The following is a 17079-nucleotide window of genomic DNA, read 5'->3' on the forward strand; positions in this document are numbered from 1 at the left end:
GTGTATAATCTCATATAAAATTTATATATAAAGACTAAAATATGCAGATTATTTCTCCAAATTACATTTTAACACCCGATGTTTTACTCACTGAGCAATCAATTGCGTTTGATAAAACCATACAAAAAATTGCACCATTAGAAGAGCTTCAAAAAGAATTTCCTCAAGCAGAGCATATACAATTAGAAAAAAATTCTCTTCTTATGCCTGGGCTTATTAATGCCCATGTGCATATAGAGTTTTCTGCAAACAAAAACCATCTTAGCTATGGAGATTTTCTTAACTGGCTCTATAGTGTGATAGAAAATAGGGAAGATCTCATCAACGGATGTGACCTTTCATGTATGGATAAGGCAATAGATATGATGCTTACAAATGGAATTACCTCTTTTGGTGCTATCAGTTCGCATGCAATGGACCTAGAAGCCTGTGCAAATGCAAAACAAAATGTCGTCTTTTTTAATGAGCTCATAGGTTCCCAAGCATCAATGGCAGATGCGCTATTTACCGATTTTCTTTCCCGTTTAGATGCTTCTAAAACTATACAAAGAGAGAACTTTCACCCTGCGGTAGCCATCCATTCACCCTACTCTGTCCATCCAATACTTGTTAAAAAAGCACTCGAGATTGTAAAAAATGAGAAATTAAAACTTACTGCACACTTTATGGAGAGTCAAGCAGAGAGAGAGTGGCTTGACTCAAGTAGTGGAGATTTTAAACAGTTTTTTACAGAGTTACTCAAACAAGAGAACTCTGTTACTGATGCAAAAGAGTTTTTAAGCTATTTTGAGGGCTATGAAACGCTTCTTACACATGCCGTTGAGACAAATGAGGAAGAACTTGAAACTATCAAACGCAACAAGCACACCATTATCCACTGTCCAATCTCTAACAGACTCCTTGGAAATAAAACACTCAACATCAAAGCACTCAATGATAAAAATATTCGTTGGATAGTTGCAACAGATGGACTCAGTTCAAACTACAAACTAGATCTCTTTGAAGAAATGAAAATATCGCTCTTTATGCATTCAAGCGCACCACTTCTAAAATTTGCACAAGAGCTTATAAAAGGAGTAACTATAAATGCAGCCGATGCACTTGGACTCAATGCAGGAGAGATAAAAGAGGGGAAAAATGCAGATATGATTATACTTGACTTGAACAATACACCAAATGATGAATTAGCAATTCATTTACTACTACACCGTTACAATATTTCAAAAGTTTTTATAAACGGCAAACTCGAAAAAGGAACACTCTAAATGGAATTTCTAAAAAAACTCATCTCCCCAATAACGGGAACAATCAACTATATACAAGACCATTTCAAGGCGATGCTATTCATCTTGATTTTAATACTTATTTTTGCTCCAGCGAGTAAGAATGAACTCTCACAATGTAATCTTGAAAAGATTACTCTTAGCGGTCCAATAATGGATTCAACTGAAGTTGTTGCACAGATAAACAAAGCAGCTCAAAATAGCAATGTAAAAGGTGTTCTATTTTGTGTAGATTCACCAGGTGGTGCCGTTGCTCCCTCTGTTGAAATCTCTATGGCAATAAAACGCTTAAGAGCTAAAAAACCTGTTATAGCCTATGCAAAAGGAACAATGGCGAGTGGAAGTTACTATGCAAGTATCTGGGCAAATAAAATAATTGCAAATCCAGGAAGCATGGTAGGAAGCATTGGTGTCATTATGGAAGGAGCAGATTTAAGCGGTATTATGAAAAAAATCGGTATCAAATCTCAAGTTGTAAAAGCAGGACTTTACAAACAGATAGGAACGCCAGATAGACCATGGAAAAAATATGAAGTAGCAGAACTAAACAAGGTTATAGATGGAACTTACGATATGTTCACAAAGGATGTAGCTGATGCAAGAAGATTGAACATTAAAAATAGAGATAATTTTGCAAATGCACATATTTTTACAGCAACACAAGCAAAAAAAGTTGGGCTTATTGATGCTTTAGGCGTAGAGTATGATGCAAAAATAGCACTTACTAATCTTGCTCATGTGACGCACCCCGTATGGAATAAAGAAGATAAGTTTGACAAACTTATGAAAAAACTTGCTGCTTCGAGTGCAGTCGTTTTAAATACTTACTTTCCAGCACTTACACTCCGCTAAACGCAGTTACAGAACTAAAGTTCTGTAACTGTGATTACTTTATCACTATTTTCAAATACTCTTTTAACTCTATTTTGCCATAACTCTCCAAAAAGCCTTTTCTCATCAATAGAAGCTGCACCTGAGAGGATTTTTTGCATTAGTGGCATCATCTGAGGGTCTGCGGGAACACTGTTTGGATTATAATTAACATCAACACTTTTCCCATTACTTACCCGTGTAAAACGTGCAGATGAATTTATATGAGCATTAAAATGCATCAAAGAGTGACGCGCGAATTTACCACCTAAACCCTTGAAACCACTTTTATCAGTAGCACCTGTAATATGAGAAATCACATTCCCGACAACACCAGCAACACCATCTGAAACATCCTCTACAAAAGAGACATCTACATCACCACGAATCAAACGCTCATTTGGATAGAGCAGTTTCATAGCTTGACTTGTCATTAGGTAAGCACCAGCGACGGTCGGACAACTATGCCCTGCAGATTTTACTACATCTTTATAAGATATTTCATACTCACCATTTTCAAAAGCACCAAGAATGGCAGCTATTGGGTCAACTACTTTGAAACTTTCTATAGAATCATAAAATTTTGGATAACTCATTTGATTTTTTCCTTTTGTAAAACTTTTGCACGCACAACAAACATATCACTTTGCGCTTCAAATATATCATCAACTTCCAATGATGACAAAGCAACAACTTTTGACTCTTTTACAATTTGTGCAAAACCTTTTTTATTTTTATATTTTGGATTATTAGATTCTAGCATCTTTTTCAGGTTTAAGAGTTGATGTTGGGCAATATTAAGAGTTGTATCTATGGCTTGAGGAAATCTTTGTTTTAGACTAAGCATATCTTTTTCATACCCCTGTAGCTTAAACGCAATGGTATGAGTGAAATCATTTTTGAGTTTAGCTATCTCCTCTTTTTTTTGCTCAAGAAGTTTCTCTACTGAGTGTTGTGCATAAAGATTTTTTAGATGTAGCACCTCTTGCTTGTATGTAGCTATCTTATTGTGCAAACGCTCTGTAAACTGTGTTGCAACTCCATCTAAAGAGAGATAGAGTTCATTTGTATCGGGAAGAATCATCTCCATAGCAGCACTTGGCGTTGGCGCTCTCAAATCTGCTACAAAATCACTAATCATCCAGTCTATTTCATGTCCAACCGCTGAGACTATAGGCGTTCTTGCATAAAAAATGGCATCTGCCACTATCTCTTCATTAAATGCCCATAAATCTTCCAAACTCCCACCACCGCGACCAATAACTATAATGTCATACTCTTTGGTATCAGTAATTTTTATGGCATTTGCTATGCTCGGCGCCGCACTCTCTCCTTGAACTAATACATCATAAATATCTATCTCTAAAGCTCTATATCTTCTATTTGCAACACGCAACATATCTTGCAAAGCAGCACCTGTCTCAGAAGTAATAAGTGCAATTTTAGATGGAAATTGTGGTAGTGACTTTTTTCTTTGAGTATCAAAATAGCCTTGATTTGCGAGTTTTAATTTGAGTTGTTCATAAGCAACTGCCAATGCTCCCTGCCCTGCTGGCTCAATAGAAAAACAGTTTATTTGATAAGCACCACGAGGTTTATAGAGCGTTATAGCACCATCAATGACAACTTTCATCCCTTCTTCAAGACGAAACTTTAACTTTGAAGCATTCCCTCGAAACATAACCGCACTTAAAGCAGAGAAGCTGTCTTTAAGCGTAAAATATATATGTCCAGAGTTATGAAAAGTAATGCGGGAAAGTTCACCCTCAACTAAAACACGAGAAAAACTCTCTTCTAAAAGAGATTTTATCTGTTCGTTGAGTGCAGAAACAGTAAGTGTCATTAACATTTGTTACTTTTTACGGGCAATCATTAATGTAGAAATATCCATAGAGAAACTTTGAGTATGCACTATCTCAAATCCTGCTTTTTCAAGCTCTTTTTGCATTCCTTGAATAGTTACAAAACTCTCTATAGAATCAGGTAAATAAGTATAAGCTTCTAAATTTTTAGAGATAGCCCCACCTACATATGGAAGAATTTTATGCATATAAACATCACGCAATTTTTTAAGGAGTGTTTTATTCTCATCTTTCATAAACTCTAAAATTACTACAAGACCATTTTGTTTGAGTGCACGATTAAACTCATAAAAAGCTTCTTGACGCTCAACAACATTTCTTATGCCATAAGTAATGCTAAGTATGTCTGCTGTAGCATCTTCAAGTGGAATCTCTGTCGCTTTTGAGATGTGATAATGAAAATCTGGAAATTTTTGACGGGCAACATCTACCATACCATTTGATGGATCAACGCCTATAAGTTCAGCAATAGTTATATTTGCTTTTTGTGCCTGCTTTTGCCAGTATCCCATCATATCACCTGTACCACAAGCCACATCTATTATTCTGTCAAGTCTATTTTGCCCATAATAATTAAATGCCAAATCACACGCTTTTTTTCTCCATGAAATATCTACACCCATACTCATTACACGGTTTGCAGTGTCATAAGTTGGTGCAATATCATCAAACATTGAGACTATTTTCTCTTGTTTTTGTTCGCCCTCTTGCTCTAAAATACTCATTAATTTATATCCTTTTTTTCATCCATACAATTATATCTTCACTCTCTTTATTCACATTTAAAAATTCAAATTTCTCTGTATCAAAAGTCATAACTTCACTACCACCAAACGATGGTGCAATATAACAAAGTTCATAATCCACAATATCACGAACAAGTGCATACATTTTAGAGCTTCCCTCTATCATAATATTTTTATAGTTCTTAACTGTTTGTAAACTGTTTTCAATATAGACTTTTCTGTTAGCAACATGAAAAAGAGGAATAGTCTCATCAAACTCTTTTGAACGAGAAAGTATCAAAACATCAGGAGCTTTACCATCTACAAGGCGTGCATCAAGAGTTGGTCTATCTTCTCGAACTGTTCCACCACCAATAACAAGCAAATCAGCCACATCACGCATAGCATGAACATTTTTTCTTGATTTTTCTGAACTAATTACACCACCATTAGTTGTACCATTAAGCCGTTGCGCCCATTTAAAAAAGACAAATCTATCTTCTAAAGTTTTATTAAATGGTAACAGAAGTGCGGCAGACTCTTTTTGTAAAATCTCACTATAAACCATACAGTTATTCATTGAAAGTATCATAGAGCCATTTGCTGCTTTTTTGTTCGTATCGTTTACGCCAATATAAACCTTTTTAATACCAAGTTCGGCAATTAGATTTGCACAAGAAGGAGTTTTACCATAATGAGAGCATGGTTCCAATGTAGAGTAGAGTTTAGCATTTTGAAAAATGTTATTGTGATTCGTTAAAAGGTGAGTGTGAATATCTGCTGAATTTTCTAGAGAGAGTATATAACTGTCATTTGTAAGTTTATAGTAAGCCTGCTTTAGGGCATTCACTTCAGCATGAGGCTCACCAGCTTTATGATGTGCTTCAACAGCTAAAATTTCATTGTTTTCACCGAGAACACAACAACCAACTGCTGGATTTGGATAGGTTAATCCCTGATACTTCCAAGCCTCATCCAAAGCAAGTTGCATATAAAAGTTATGATCTATTACCATTCAAAATAAGTTTTAGCTTTTTCAATATCATGAAAATCAATCTCTTTGAGTCCATCTTCTGTTTCAAAAAAGAGAGTATTACCTTCAACTTTGAGTAATTTTCCTTTTATCTTATCTTTTTCACCAAGAACAATCTTCATATCTTCACCAACTGATTTCTTAAAATGACCCAATGTCGTAAGTTTTCTCTCAATTCCAGGACTTCCAACTTCAAGTCTATATTCACTTGACACAGGAGGTGTTACATCCAAAAGAGGAGAAATAAGATGCGTAAGCTCAACATATTTTTCAAGATTGACACTCTTGCGTTTACCATCTTCAAATTCATTTGAGATAACACTTATACGAAAAATAGTTTCATCATGTTCACTAACAACTGCTGTATCATAAAGTTCAAGTCCAAGCGACCTTACAATAGACTCTATATCTGAATTTAAACTCATTACTCTTCCTCTTTTTTGTCTGTAGATATTTTTTTAAATAACTCTTCTAGCGTTTGTGATTTTTTTAGCTGCTCATCAAACTCAAAAGTAAGTTTTGGACATCTATACCATCCTTGATCTTTGAGACAAAAATTTTCGACAATAGGACGTGCTTTACGAAGTTGTTTCATATAAGTACGACGCTCTTCATCTGAAAAAGTACTCGGGTCAATATAAACCTTTGCATCACTTCTTCCACGCGAACATTTAACTTCTATAACATTAAGTTCATGCAATCTTGCATCATTTAAATGTGTAAGTGCTTCTGGAATAAGTTCAGCTAAAAGGGCTTCTGTTCTTTTAAGCTTAATTTGTGCTTCAGTCATCTGTCAATAATCCTTTTAATCTGTAACAATTATATTAGTAGTTCATGAGGGGTATAAGAGAGCGTAGCTCCCTTCAATATAAGAGTGACTCTAGCTCATCTTATATAGTATTATAATGAGATTTTTTGTTCAACTTTTTTGAATGTTTCAAGTACATCACCAGGAATAACATCATCATATCCACTAATAACAACACCACACTCATAACCGTTACCAATCTCTTCAACATCGTCTTTAAATCGTTTAAGAGATGTAAGTTCACCCTCGTAAGTAACAACACCATTACGAATAACACGTACCATTCCACCACGAATAAGTTTACCATCATTAACAATACAACCAGCAACCATACCTTTAGGAATTTTAAATACTTCTCTCACTTCTGCCTGACCAGTATTTTCTTCAGTAAATTTCGGTGCCATCATACCTGTTAACATCATAGTCATATCATCAAGTAATTGGTAGATAATAGAGTATGTTCTAATATCTACATTTCTCTGTTTTGCAAGTGCTTTAACAGAACCAGTTGGACGTACATTGAAACCAAGAAGTACACAGTTTTCTGAATTACCAACAAGTTCAACATCATTTTCAGTAATGCCACCTACACCGCTAGAGATAATATCAATTTTCACTTCATCATTTCTAAGCTCACTAAGTGAACTTTTAATAGCTTCAAGGGAACCATGAACATCAGTTTTAAGTACAATTTTAAGAGATTTAAGTTTACCTTCTGCAATCATAGCAGTCATATCTTCTAATGAAGATTTAGTAGATTTTGAAAGTTCTTTATTTCTCTCATACTCTTTACGCTTAAGAGCATACTCTTTTGCCTCTTTATCGCTATTCATTTCCATTAAAATCTCACCAGCTGGTGGCACTTCATTAAGTCCTGCAACAACTGCTGTATGTGAAGGAAGAACCTCTTTTATCTGTTTACCACTATCATTAATAAGTGCTTTAACGCGACCATAAGATGCACCACAGACAACATGACTTCCAACTTTAAGTGTTCCATTTTGAACTATTACTGTAGCAACTGGTCCTCGACCTTTTTCAAGAGAAGACTCAACAACTGCGGCTTTTGCATGAACATTTGGATTTGCTTTTAACTCTAACACTTCAGCAGTTAAAAGAATATTTTCAAGTAGATCATCAATACCCATTCCTGTTTTAGCAGACACTGGTACAAATTCAACCTCACCACCCCAATCAATAGGAGTAATGCCTTGCTCTGCCATCTGACCTTTTACTAAGTCTGGATTTGCAGTCTCTTTATCCATTTTATTAAGTGCAACAATAATTGGAACACCAGAATCTTTAGCAATCTTAATAACTTCTAAAGTTTGTGGTTTTACACCATCATCTGCTGCAACAACAATAATAACAATATCAGTAATATCTGTACCACGTTGACGCATAGCACCAAATGCAGCGTGACCTGGAGTATCTATAAATGTAATGTCTTTTCCATTTTGAGAAACTGTATAAGCTCCAATATGCTGTGTAATTCCACCAGCTTCACCATCAGTAACTTTTGCTTTTCTAATAGAATCAAGAAGTGAAGTTTTACCATGGTCAACATGTCCCATAATGGTAATAACAGGAGGTCTCTCAACAGCATCAGGATCAGCTTCAACTGTCTCTTCAACATAATTAAATTCATCTTTAGGATCAATAACTGTTACTTCAACACCAAACTCTTCTGAAAGAATTTCAATTTCATCAGCACCAAGAAAGTCATTTTTCGTCATCATCATACCAAGATCAAAAAGAACTTTTATAATCTCAGACATAGGTCGTTTTAATTTCTCTGCAAATTCATAAACGCGAATATCTTCAGGAATTTCAACATGCGTTACAATTTCATCTTCATGTTTCTCTTTTGTATATTTTTTACGCTTATCACGAGAAACTTTTCTACCGCGTGGTGCTTGCTTTTTATTTCCATTTCGTCCAGCTGGTTTGGGAGCTCTCGGTTTTCGAGGCTCTTCAGGAGCAAGAGGAGCTCGTTCTGTAGAGTTTAAATCAAGTAAAACTACCTGATCATCCATATCCATAGACACTTCGGTCATAGAGCCACCAAAGATATCCATCTTCCTGCCCTGATCTTTTTTACCAACAGCTGTTTGTCTTGTAGTAGATTTCTTTTTCTTTGCAAGTTCTTCAAGAACCTCTGCACTCATTTTGCCATAAGATGATACTGAAGCTTGTTTTTGCGGAAGATTATAATTTTCTTCTACTTTTGGCTTTCTTTTTTTAACAATTTTTAAACCAGATCTTTTGATTGCAGGTCTTGCTGAAGGCTGTACAACTTTAAGCGTAGATTTTTTAACAGCCGCTTTCTTAACAGGTTCTTCTTTTGCAACTTCTGTTTCTGCTTTCTCTTCTGTTTTTATCTCAACTTTTTCTGTTTGCTCTTTTTCAACTACTGTATTGACTTTCGTCTCTTCAATATCTTGAACCGGAGTTACTTCAGCCTCTTGAGTTTTTACTTCTTCGACAGAAGTTACTTCTTCATTCGAGGTTGTTTCTTTAGGAGTATCACTTGTTGCTTTTTCTTGTTTTTTAACAGTTATCTTTGGCTTTGGAGTTTCTTCTACAGCACCATTCATAATATAGTTTGCAATTCTTTCCGCTTCTTCCATTGTAACTTTACTTTGAGCCGCTTTAACTTCTATACCCATACTCTTTACTTTTGCAAGTACATCTTTAGAAGCAATTCCCAACTCGTCTGCAATTTCTTTAACACTAACTTTATCTGTCATCAGTGATGATCTCCTTTAGTTTGTTCATAAGTTTATCTTTTTGAGAACTTCTGCATTGACGCATCAGTGCTTTAGCAAGCTTTTTCTCTTCATTTAGACAAATATTACATAAATAAAAACTTCTTCCAGTCCCTTTAAACGCAGTAAGATTTCCATCTTCACATCTTATTCTGAAAAGCTTATGCTGTGCCTCTTTAACTCGACATCCAACACAAGTCCTCATAGGTTCATGAAATTTTTTCGCCATTATATCTAAATATTGCTTTATTTGATAGGCTATCGCTCTATCACTAGCCCATTATTGTCTAAATCTAAAATTTTCACTGCAAAATCAGGAAATTTTTGTCTCATTTTATTTGCAATCATCGCTGCATCCTCATCGTAGGTCAGTGTAAAAAATGTAGAACCACTTCCTGAAAGTGTACTCATTAAAGCACCACTTTCATATGCTACTTTTTGCACAGAAAAGAGTTCAGGCAGAGTTTTCATCCTTGCTTTTTGATGAAATCTATCTTGCGCAGCCAGCTTTAGCATCTCCCAATCTTCATTAAAAAAAGCAGCAACAGTCAAAGCACTATGTGAAAGGTTATAGACTGCATTCTCTTTTGAGTAAGATTTTGGTAATACAGAACGAGATTTTGAAGTATTCATCTGTTTGTTTGGTATAACTACTACAGCTTTAAGATAATTTGGCAGATGTTTCTTTTGTGAAAATACTTTATTTTTCTCAATTGTTGCAACATTAAATCCACCCATTACTGCAGGAGTAATATTGTCTGGGTGTGGCTCATAAACGAGTGAATGGTTAAGTATTCTGCGTTTAGAGACTCTAATATTTGCAGCTTCATGTGCAGAAGCAACAGCAGAGACAATCACAGCAGAGGAGCTGCCAAGCCCTCTTGACATTGGAATTTGATTATAAAAAGTAAATTTGAAATTTTGCTTATGTTTTGTCAAGCGGGTATAGTGTTCATTGAAGATACTAATAAAAAGATTATTCCCTTTGAGTCTAGGATTATCTTCGCCCTCACCTTTTATACAGACACTAAAAAATTTTGAAGGATGAAACTCTACTCTGTTTCTTAAATCAACTGCCAAACCAAGTGTGTCAAAACCTGGTCCTAAGTTTGCAGAAGTCGCTGGTACACTTATTGTCAATATTTTTCCTATCCTACTGCACCTATCATATAAAGGGGCGTAGTATTTGTAGTAAACTCACTATAATCAAGCTCATTTGGAAGTTCAAACGAACCTACAAAAGCTGTTTCTAGTTTTTGAGTTTTTATTTCTGAAGCTATTTTAACAAAATATAGCTTGCCAATCGCTTTTATTGGCTGATTTTTATTAAAATAAAAAGCATCCGTTGCAAACAGTGGTATTTTTTTTAAAATACTTATTGATTTTAAAAAAATATAAGCTACTTTTATAGCCATAAAACTGCCCGGACCATTGGCATAGTAAAGTCTTTGCAGCTGATATTTTTGCATCAACTCTTTAAAGATTATTGGTAAGACATCTGAACTTTTTTGTTCACTCTTTATAGTCTCAATCAATACTTCGTTTTCATAAACCCCAATTTGAATAGGAGAGCTTAAAGCAATGAGTAAAATATCTACTTTTTTAAGCATATGCTTTTTCTAACTCTTTTGTTTTTTCGCCAACAAGTTCCACTACTTCATAATTTTCTTTGCTCTCAAGTAGTTTCAATGTAAGTTTATGGTTTAAATCATGACTCCCAGCCATCGCTTCATAGTTTCCTAGAAAATTCATCCCTATTAAGCTCATATCACCAATGGCATCTAAGATTTTATGGCGTACAAATTCATTTTCAAAACGCAGTCCCTCAGGATTTAGTATCTTTTTCTCATCTAAAACGACAGCATTCTCTAACGATCCACCAAGAGCAAGACCTTTTGAACGCAAATACTGTACTTCATGTAAAAAACCGAATGTTCTTGCACGAGCTATTTCGTTTTTATAGCTCTCTTTTGTAAATTTTAAAATATATGCCTGTTTTTGAATGACAGGATGTGGAAATTTGATAGTAAAGTTATAATTCAAATCAGGAGAGGGTGAAAGTTTTACATACTTTTCACCCTCTTTAATTTCAACATCTTTTTTTATAATCATAATTTTTTTAGGAATATCAAGTTGCTGAATGCCAGCTTCATCTAAAATCATACAAAAACTTGCACTACTTCCATCCATTACAGGAACCTCATCAGCATCAACAATGACTCTTAAATTATCAATACCATAAGCATAAATTGCAGAGAGAAGATGTTCAATAGTAGAAATTACATACCCATCTTTTCCAATTACTGTTGCCATTTTTGTATCTACGACATTGTCTGGAATGAGAGGAATAGAGACATCAACATCACTTCTATAAAAAACAATACCACTGTTTGACTCTAAAGGCTCTAAACGCAGCTTGACAGGAGAACCCTTATGAAGTCCTATTCCTACCAGTTCGACACTCTTTTTTATAGTTGTTTGATACATAATCTATCCCTATTGACCGTTAATTATTTTTTTTGCTCTTTTAATTATATCACTAATATTTAGTTTTATCCATTTTTTATCCATCCACTCTTGTGGACGAACCTCTATTCCTTGCACTAAAACACCAAAATGTAAATGGTCTCCCATGGCATAACCAGTCTTACCACTTTTTGCTATAACTGAGTTTGGAGCCACTTCATCACCCACAGCTACATCAAGGCTTGAACAGTGCCCATAAATTGTATAGAGCCCTAAACCATGAGATATTATAGGATTATTACCATATATACCATTGAAATCTGCGAAAACAACTTTCCCACCATTTTGTGTTTTTATTGGAGCCATTGCATGACTTGCCAAATCTAAACCTAAATGGTAGGCTTGACTAATATATTTTCCATGATAATAATACTTTCTATGGTCACCAAAACGGGCAACTACTTCTGCATCTTTAAGTGGATACATTTTATGAATTTTAAATGAACTTATCATCTCTTGAGGAACAACAGAGGTATATTTATGAATAAGAGCATTATCTTTTTCACGCACTTTCTCATTAATAATTTTAAACTGCTCTAAAGGCTTTGTAACACCTTGTGTCTCTTCGAAATCTTCTGCTAAATTGGCGATTTTACCTTTTAAAAATCTATCTGAAAGTTTAATTTTTGAAAGTCTATATTGTCTATCTTTTAAATAGAGTGGCACATATGCTCGTGTTATATTTCCTGCTTTATCTGTTGCAATAATAGTTGCTCTAAAACCACTGTTTTGTACAGGCCAAGCTAAAAGAGCGATATAGTACCCTTTTTTGTAAAAAGGTTCTGCTTTAAAATGCTTTTTATCATTACTCTCAATATATAAATTTTTCAAATTTGCATCTTGCGCTTGAAAGATTACAAGAGCAGAACCACCACGAGAAATTTTGTAAGAGTTGTCTATAATATTCACTTGTGGTCTTTTTCTATCAATAATAAATTTATATGCAACAATAGAGCTGTTACCCTTTAAAAAATTCCACTTACTTACATCCTCTGCTTGTACTGTAATGGTTATCTCTTTATCTTTCATTGTATATGCCTCACGAGGTGGCTTTATACTAAGTGTAAGATTTTTTTTAGGAATAAGTAACTGCTCATTTACAAGCGTTGTTGTACCAGAGTTACTTTTCATAATAACTTTATATGCTTTCACTCCACTATCATCTTTTATTTTTAGCTGTAGTGGGCTTTTTAGATTCCAATATCCATTATTGTTTTGCAGTGTTATTACAGGCTTATTTCTTTCAAATGTCGAAGAGAAGTAAACATACAATGCCCCTCCAACAATTAATGCCATTATTAAAAGCATCACAAATGATGAACTATTATTTCTGTTTCTCAAACTTTATCTCCTTAGAATTGATTTTAAAATTTTATTATTCTCATCTTTTTGAATGAGTCGAACTTCTTGAATATGTGCCATTTTGAGGACATCGTTCATTATTAAATAAGCATCATCTATAGATGCCCCACTCTCTTTGAAATCTTCTTCGCAAAAAGGCAAAAGAGCCACTCTAGCATTCTGAGTCAAGAGCATATTTTTATAAAGAATTGATTGCAAACGAAAATATGCCAAAGGCTGATTATATTGCAAATATTTCACACACTCTTGATACGCTGCGTTTAGTTCTATAAGTTGTGATGCAGTAGCAAATACTATGCCACTGCATTCACTACTTGTAAAGTAATCATATTTTTCTAAAAGTGCCCCATAAAGTGCTGTTGCCATCTTTTTGTTGATTTTCACACTACTTTTTTGAAAAAAATCATATAAAGAGAGGACATCATCATCAACTACAATGGTACAATCAGCAGATGTAGGTATTTTTTTACGAAGCTTGTCAAACCATGGCAAAAAAGAGTACTTTTTAGCAATAGTGGTTTCACAAACAATTGAGACTTTCTTATGCTTTGTAAGTATATATGAATAAATCGCGCTTGCATTAGCAAAAGAGTCTGCATCACATAGCAATACAATATGCAAGGAGGAGTCAATTTTCGTTAAATCTAGCAAATCTCTACTTTTTATCTAAAATTATATACAAAGTAAGTGAATCTTTAGCATACAGGTAATATTTATTTATCATAAATCATTCCTAAACCTACTTTCCCTTTCTCTTGGTCAATAGAGATAACTTCTAGTTGTGGAAGATACTGATTTATTGCAACTACTTCAAGCGGATGTGAAATGCGTTTTGCACTCATTTTCGATATATGAATCATTCCGTCATTTTTTAGTCCGATGTCTACAAATGCTCCAAAATCTGTTATGTTTCTCACAATACCTGAGACAATACTTCCCTCTTCTAATGCAGAAATATCACAAAGACCTTTTTTAAAAGGTATTGCTGGCAATTCCTCTCTTGGGTCAAAGCCTGGTTTTAAGAGCTCTTTAATAATATCTTTGAGTGTTGCTTCTCCAACTTCTAACTCTTTTGCTTTTTGACTTACATTAACGCTTGCTAAGTCTTGGTTTTTTAGTTTTCTTGCCACGGAATAACTCTCAGGATGGATACCACTGTTGTCTAGTATATCTTTGGCATCTTTTATTCGGATAAAACCTGCAGCTTGTTCATACGCTTTTTTACCTAAACCTTTTACCTTTAGGAGTTCATTTTTTGTTCTAAAAACTCCATTTTCATCTCTATAAGCAATAATATTTTTTGCAAGTTTTTCACCTATACCTGCGACATGAGAGAGCAAAGAGAGAGACGCTGAGTTTATATCTACACCTACACGGTTAACAATATCTTGCGTTACATCATCAAGCTTTTTTTGTAAAAGTTTTTGATTTACATCATGCTGATACTGTCCTATTCCTAAAGATTTAGGATCTATCTTTACAAATGTTGCAAGTGGATCTCGTACCCTTTGAGCAATAGATATAGCCCCTCTAATAGTCACATCAAGATTAGGATACTCCTCTTGTGCAATTTTTGATGCAGAGTAGATAGAGGCACCAGCTTCAGAGACAACAGTATAATTAATATTTACATCCTCTTTTGCGTTTAAGGTTGCAAAAAACTCTTGTGTCTCCTGTGAACCTGTACCATTGCCTATGGCAGCGCCAGCAATAGCATATTTTTTAACAAGTGCAAGTACAATGCGTTTGGAGTTTTCATAATCTTTTTTCGGTGCTGTCGGATAGATAACAGCCGAATCAAGATAGTTTGCATTTTCATCAATCACAGCTAGTTTACAGCCACTTACAAACGCAGGGTCAACACCCAAAAGCACTTTTTTACTTACAGGTGGTGTCATAAGAAGTTGAGCCAAATTTTTTCCAAAAGTATTTATGGCTATTTTATCTGCTTTTTCTTTAAGTTCACTCTGTATTTCTCTCTCGATTGAAGGCAATAGTAAACGCTTTAGCCCATCTTTATAAGCTTTAAAGAGCAACTCTTTTGAACTTGAAGCATCACGAGGAATCTTATATCGTTTTATGTTCTCTTCGATTCGCTCTCTATCTACACTAATTTTTACAGACAACTCTTTTTCACCTACTGCGCGCATAATTGCAAGGTATCGATGAGAAGGAATGTAAGCAATTTTTTGAGACTCATCAACAAAATTTTTATAAAGACCATCTTTTTTAAAGTTCTTTGTCGCTTTTGTTACCAAAAGTCCGTATTTCAGCATTTGATTTCTAATAGCTTCTCTCTCTCGTGGATTGTCAGCATATCTCTCTGCCAAAATATCCTGCGCCCCTTTTATGGCTTCATCTACAGACTTTACCCCATTTTTAACAAATTTTTTCGCCTCATTTTTAAAAGCACCAAGAGAGAGTTTTGCAAAACTAAGGGTGTTTGCCAAAGGCGTAAGCCCCTTTTTCACAGCTTCTGTTGCACGAGTTGATTTTTTCTCTTTGTAGGGTCTATAAATATCTTCTAAAGTTCGTAATGTCTGTGCCTCTGCAATGGCATGTTTAATCCCATCACTCAGCGTTGCGCGCTCTGCTATAAGCCTACTTATCTCCTCTTTTCTTTGCAAAAGAGCTTTTGTTGAGGCATAAATAGCTTCAAACTCTCGAAGCACAGTATCACTCGCCCCTCCACTCAGTTCTTTTCTATATCTTGCAATAAAAGGAATAGTCGCACCATCATCTAAAAGTTTTAAAATATTGACTATATGCTCTTTTTTAAGCTTTGTTCTATTTGAAAGGGTGTTAATTAACATTTATTATTTTCCCTCTTTGTCTAACTCTTGAAGTAACATGTCAAAATCACTCTTATAAGATTTATCTTGAATTACTTTGTATTTTTCAAATTCACTTATGGCAAACTCTTTTGCAATTACAGCTGTGACTTTCCCTACATTTTGTAAAATGTCTCGCTCATTAAACTGTAAAAAAGCATTTAATTTAGAACTCCAATCTTTCATAGTCATCGGAATATTCCTCTCTGCTTGGTCTTCTGCATAATCGAGATACATTGTTACAATTCTATTGAGTGATTTTATTTCATCTTGTGAAAGATAATTTTTAGCAACTATGACATCTGATTTTAATATCTTTCCATGAGGTGCTTTTTTCCAGTTTGTTAGCCCCATAAACTCTTTTTTATGGTCTGCTCTCTCAATTAATAGTTCAGATGCAGTATGACCATGAATTGCCCAGTGAAGTTTATTTTGAACAGTAGCAAAAAACTCTAGTGTAGTTGGAGCTTTAAAATCATAATCAAGAGCAGTTGCATAAATATCTGTAATTTGTTGATAAAAGTTTCTTTCGCTTTCTCTTATATCTCTAATCTCTAATATTAGGTCTTTATAATATTGCGGATTTAGATAACTACCATTTTTTAATCTTTCACTATCAAGTACATATCCACGAGCAGTAAAAGTTTTTAAAACTTGTGTTGCCCACCTTCTAAATTCTGTACCTTTTTTTGAATTTATTCTATATCCTAGAGAAATAATCACTTCTAAATTATAGTGTTTTGTATTGTAGTTTTTACCATCATTTGCAGTTATTAGGAATTTCCTAATAACTAAATTTTCTTCTAGTTCATTTGTTTTGAAGATGTTTTTTAAATGTTCATTTACTGTTGCAACTGACACATCAAAAAGTTTAGCTATTAGCTTTTGAGTAAGCCATACGGTTTCATCTTCAACTTTCACTTCTATTGTATCTTGTCCGTTAGCAGTTGTAAAGATTAAAAATTCTGCTGTTGAATTTCTTATTGTAAGATTTTTATTCATTATAAAGTC

The 17079-nt window shown here is 34.4% G+C and carries 17 protein-coding genes; 2 read left to right on the forward strand and 15 right to left on the reverse strand.

All coding sequences use genetic code 11. The annotated features are described in order from the left end of the window. Nucleotides 1-41 precede the first annotated feature (41 nt). Together MVY38_RS00505 and sppA are read left to right on the forward strand one after the other, a co-directional pair. Entirely contained in the window at nt 42-1265 is a 1224-nt protein-coding gene (locus MVY38_RS00505) for a metal-dependent hydrolase (RefSeq protein WP_297482237.1), read from the forward strand. Further along, entirely contained in the window at nt 1266-2135 is an 870-nt protein-coding gene (sppA, locus tag MVY38_RS00510) for a signal peptide peptidase SppA (RefSeq protein WP_297482238.1), read from the forward strand. 14 nt (nt 2136-2149) lie between these two features. On the opposite strand, the gene MVY38_RS00515 is transcribed toward sppA, so the two are convergent. The 15 genes from MVY38_RS00515 to MVY38_RS00585 form a co-directional block, all read right to left on the reverse strand. Then, complete coding sequence (locus tag MVY38_RS00515) at nt 2150-2749, reverse strand: FmdE family protein (protein WP_297482241.1); 600 nt, start codon at nt 2747-2749, stop codon at nt 2150-2152. Then, nucleotides 2746-4002 (reverse strand): exodeoxyribonuclease VII large subunit, encoded by a 1257-nt coding sequence (gene xseA / locus MVY38_RS00520; protein WP_297482244.1) that lies wholly within the window; start codon nt 4000-4002, stop codon nt 2746-2748. The genes MVY38_RS00515 and xseA overlap by 4 nt, the downstream gene beginning before the upstream one ends. A gap of 3 nt (nt 4003-4005) precedes the next feature. Beyond that, nucleotides 4006-4740 (reverse strand): bifunctional demethylmenaquinone methyltransferase/2-methoxy-6-polyprenyl-1,4-benzoquinol methylase UbiE, encoded by a 735-nt coding sequence (ubiE, locus tag MVY38_RS00525; protein WP_297482247.1) that lies wholly within the window; start codon nt 4738-4740, stop codon nt 4006-4008. 4 nt (nt 4741-4744) lie between these two features. After that, nucleotides 4745-5755 (reverse strand): bifunctional diaminohydroxyphosphoribosylaminopyrimidine deaminase/5-amino-6-(5-phosphoribosylamino)uracil reductase RibD, encoded by a 1011-nt coding sequence (ribD, locus tag MVY38_RS00530; protein ID WP_297482249.1) that lies wholly within the window; start codon nt 5753-5755, stop codon nt 4745-4747. Continuing rightward, nucleotides 5749-6198, reverse strand: coding sequence for a ribosome maturation factor (locus MVY38_RS00535; protein ID WP_297482252.1), 450 nt, complete (start codon nt 6196-6198; stop codon nt 5749-5751). Before MVY38_RS00535 ends, ribD begins: the two co-directional genes overlap by 7 nt. After that, complete coding sequence (gene rbfA / locus MVY38_RS00540) at nt 6198-6563, reverse strand: 30S ribosome-binding factor RbfA (RefSeq protein WP_297482255.1); 366 nt, start codon at nt 6561-6563, stop codon at nt 6198-6200. The genes MVY38_RS00535 and rbfA overlap by 1 nt, the downstream gene beginning before the upstream one ends. A gap of 110 nt (nt 6564-6673) precedes the next feature. Then, nucleotides 6674-9331 carry a translation initiation factor IF-2 gene (gene infB, locus MVY38_RS00545; protein ID WP_297482257.1) on the reverse strand — a complete coding sequence of 886 codons (2658 nt, stop codon included), beginning with the start codon at nt 9329-9331 and terminating at the stop codon, nt 6674-6676. Further along, entirely contained in the window at nt 9321-9578 is a 258-nt protein-coding gene (locus MVY38_RS00550; RefSeq protein ID WP_297482260.1) for a DUF448 domain-containing protein, read from the reverse strand. Before MVY38_RS00550 ends, infB begins: the two co-directional genes overlap by 11 nt. Nucleotides 9579-9607: 29 nt before the next feature. Further along, nucleotides 9608-10489, reverse strand: a complete 882-nt coding sequence (gene thrB / locus MVY38_RS00555; RefSeq protein WP_297431657.1) for a homoserine kinase — start codon at nt 10487-10489, stop codon at nt 9608-9610. An 8-nt stretch (nt 10490-10497) separates the two neighbouring features. Beyond that, the gene (locus MVY38_RS00560; RefSeq protein WP_297482265.1) at nt 10498-10959 is read right to left on the reverse strand and encodes a hypothetical protein; all 462 of its coding nucleotides are present in this window, start codon (nt 10957-10959) and stop codon (nt 10498-10500) included. Next, a complete protein-coding gene (lpxC, locus tag MVY38_RS00565) occupies nt 10952-11836 on the reverse strand; it encodes a UDP-3-O-acyl-N-acetylglucosamine deacetylase (RefSeq protein WP_297482268.1) in 885 nt (294 codons plus the stop codon). The genes MVY38_RS00560 and lpxC overlap by 8 nt, the downstream gene beginning before the upstream one ends. Before the next feature lie 9 nt (nt 11837-11845). Beyond that, nucleotides 11846-13216 (reverse strand): M23 family metallopeptidase, encoded by a 1371-nt coding sequence (locus tag MVY38_RS00570; RefSeq protein ID WP_297482273.1) that lies wholly within the window; start codon nt 13214-13216, stop codon nt 11846-11848. 3 nt (nt 13217-13219) lie between these two features. Beyond that, entirely contained in the window at nt 13220-13888 is a 669-nt protein-coding gene (locus MVY38_RS00575) for a hypothetical protein (protein ID WP_297482275.1), read from the reverse strand. Between the two features lie 62 nt (nt 13889-13950). Beyond that, a complete protein-coding gene (locus MVY38_RS00580) occupies nt 13951-16050 on the reverse strand; it encodes a Tex-like N-terminal domain-containing protein (protein ID WP_297482277.1) in 2100 nt (699 codons plus the stop codon). A gap of 3 nt (nt 16051-16053) precedes the next feature. After that, the gene (locus MVY38_RS00585) at nt 16054-17070 is read right to left on the reverse strand and encodes a virulence RhuM family protein (RefSeq protein ID WP_366939727.1); all 1017 of its coding nucleotides are present in this window, start codon (nt 17068-17070) and stop codon (nt 16054-16056) included. Nucleotides 17071-17079: the final 9 nt, after the last annotated feature.

Source organism: Sulfurimonas sp. (assembly GCF_027056685.1).
In the GTDB taxonomy this organism is placed as follows: domain Bacteria; phylum Campylobacterota; class Campylobacteria; order Campylobacterales; family Sulfurimonadaceae; genus Sulfurimonas.

What these genes read in the sequence shown, in the direction of transcription:
- MVY38_RS00505 (WP_297482237.1), top strand. Translation starts at nt 42, where the DNA reads ATGCAGATTATTTCTCCAAATTACATTTTAACACCCGATGTTTTACTC.
- sppA (WP_297482238.1), top strand. Translation starts at nt 1,266, where the DNA reads ATGGAATTTCTAAAAAAACTCATCTCCCCAATAACGGGAACAATCAAC.
- MVY38_RS00515 (WP_297482241.1), bottom strand. Translation starts at nt 2,749, where the DNA reads ATGAGTTATCCAAAATTTTATGATTCTATAGAAAGTTTCAAAGTAGTT.
- xseA (WP_297482244.1), bottom strand. Translation starts at nt 4,002, where the DNA reads ATGTTAATGACACTTACTGTTTCTGCACTCAACGAACAGATAAAATCT.
- ubiE (WP_297482247.1), bottom strand. Translation starts at nt 4,740, where the DNA reads ATGAGTATTTTAGAGCAAGAGGGCGAACAAAAACAAGAGAAAATAGTC.
- ribD (WP_297482249.1), bottom strand. Translation starts at nt 5,755, where the DNA reads ATGGTAATAGATCATAACTTTTATATGCAACTTGCTTTGGATGAGGCT.
- MVY38_RS00535 (WP_297482252.1), bottom strand. Translation starts at nt 6,198, where the DNA reads ATGAGTTTAAATTCAGATATAGAGTCTATTGTAAGGTCGCTTGGACTT.
- rbfA (WP_297482255.1), bottom strand. Translation starts at nt 6,563, where the DNA reads ATGACTGAAGCACAAATTAAGCTTAAAAGAACAGAAGCCCTTTTAGCT.
- infB (WP_297482257.1), bottom strand. Translation starts at nt 9,331, where the DNA reads ATGACAGATAAAGTTAGTGTTAAAGAAATTGCAGACGAGTTGGGAATT.
- MVY38_RS00550 (WP_297482260.1), bottom strand. Translation starts at nt 9,578, where the DNA reads ATGGCGAAAAAATTTCATGAACCTATGAGGACTTGTGTTGGATGTCGA.
- MVY38_RS00560 (WP_297482265.1), bottom strand. Translation starts at nt 10,959, where the DNA reads ATGCTTAAAAAAGTAGATATTTTACTCATTGCTTTAAGCTCTCCTATT.
- lpxC (WP_297482268.1), bottom strand. Translation starts at nt 11,836, where the DNA reads ATGTATCAAACAACTATAAAAAAGAGTGTCGAACTGGTAGGAATAGGA.
- MVY38_RS00580 (WP_297482277.1), bottom strand. Translation starts at nt 16,050, where the DNA reads ATGTTAATTAACACCCTTTCAAATAGAACAAAGCTTAAAAAAGAGCAT.
- MVY38_RS00585 (WP_366939727.1), bottom strand. Translation starts at nt 17,070, where the DNA reads ATGAATAAAAATCTTACAATAAGAAATTCAACAGCAGAATTTTTAATC.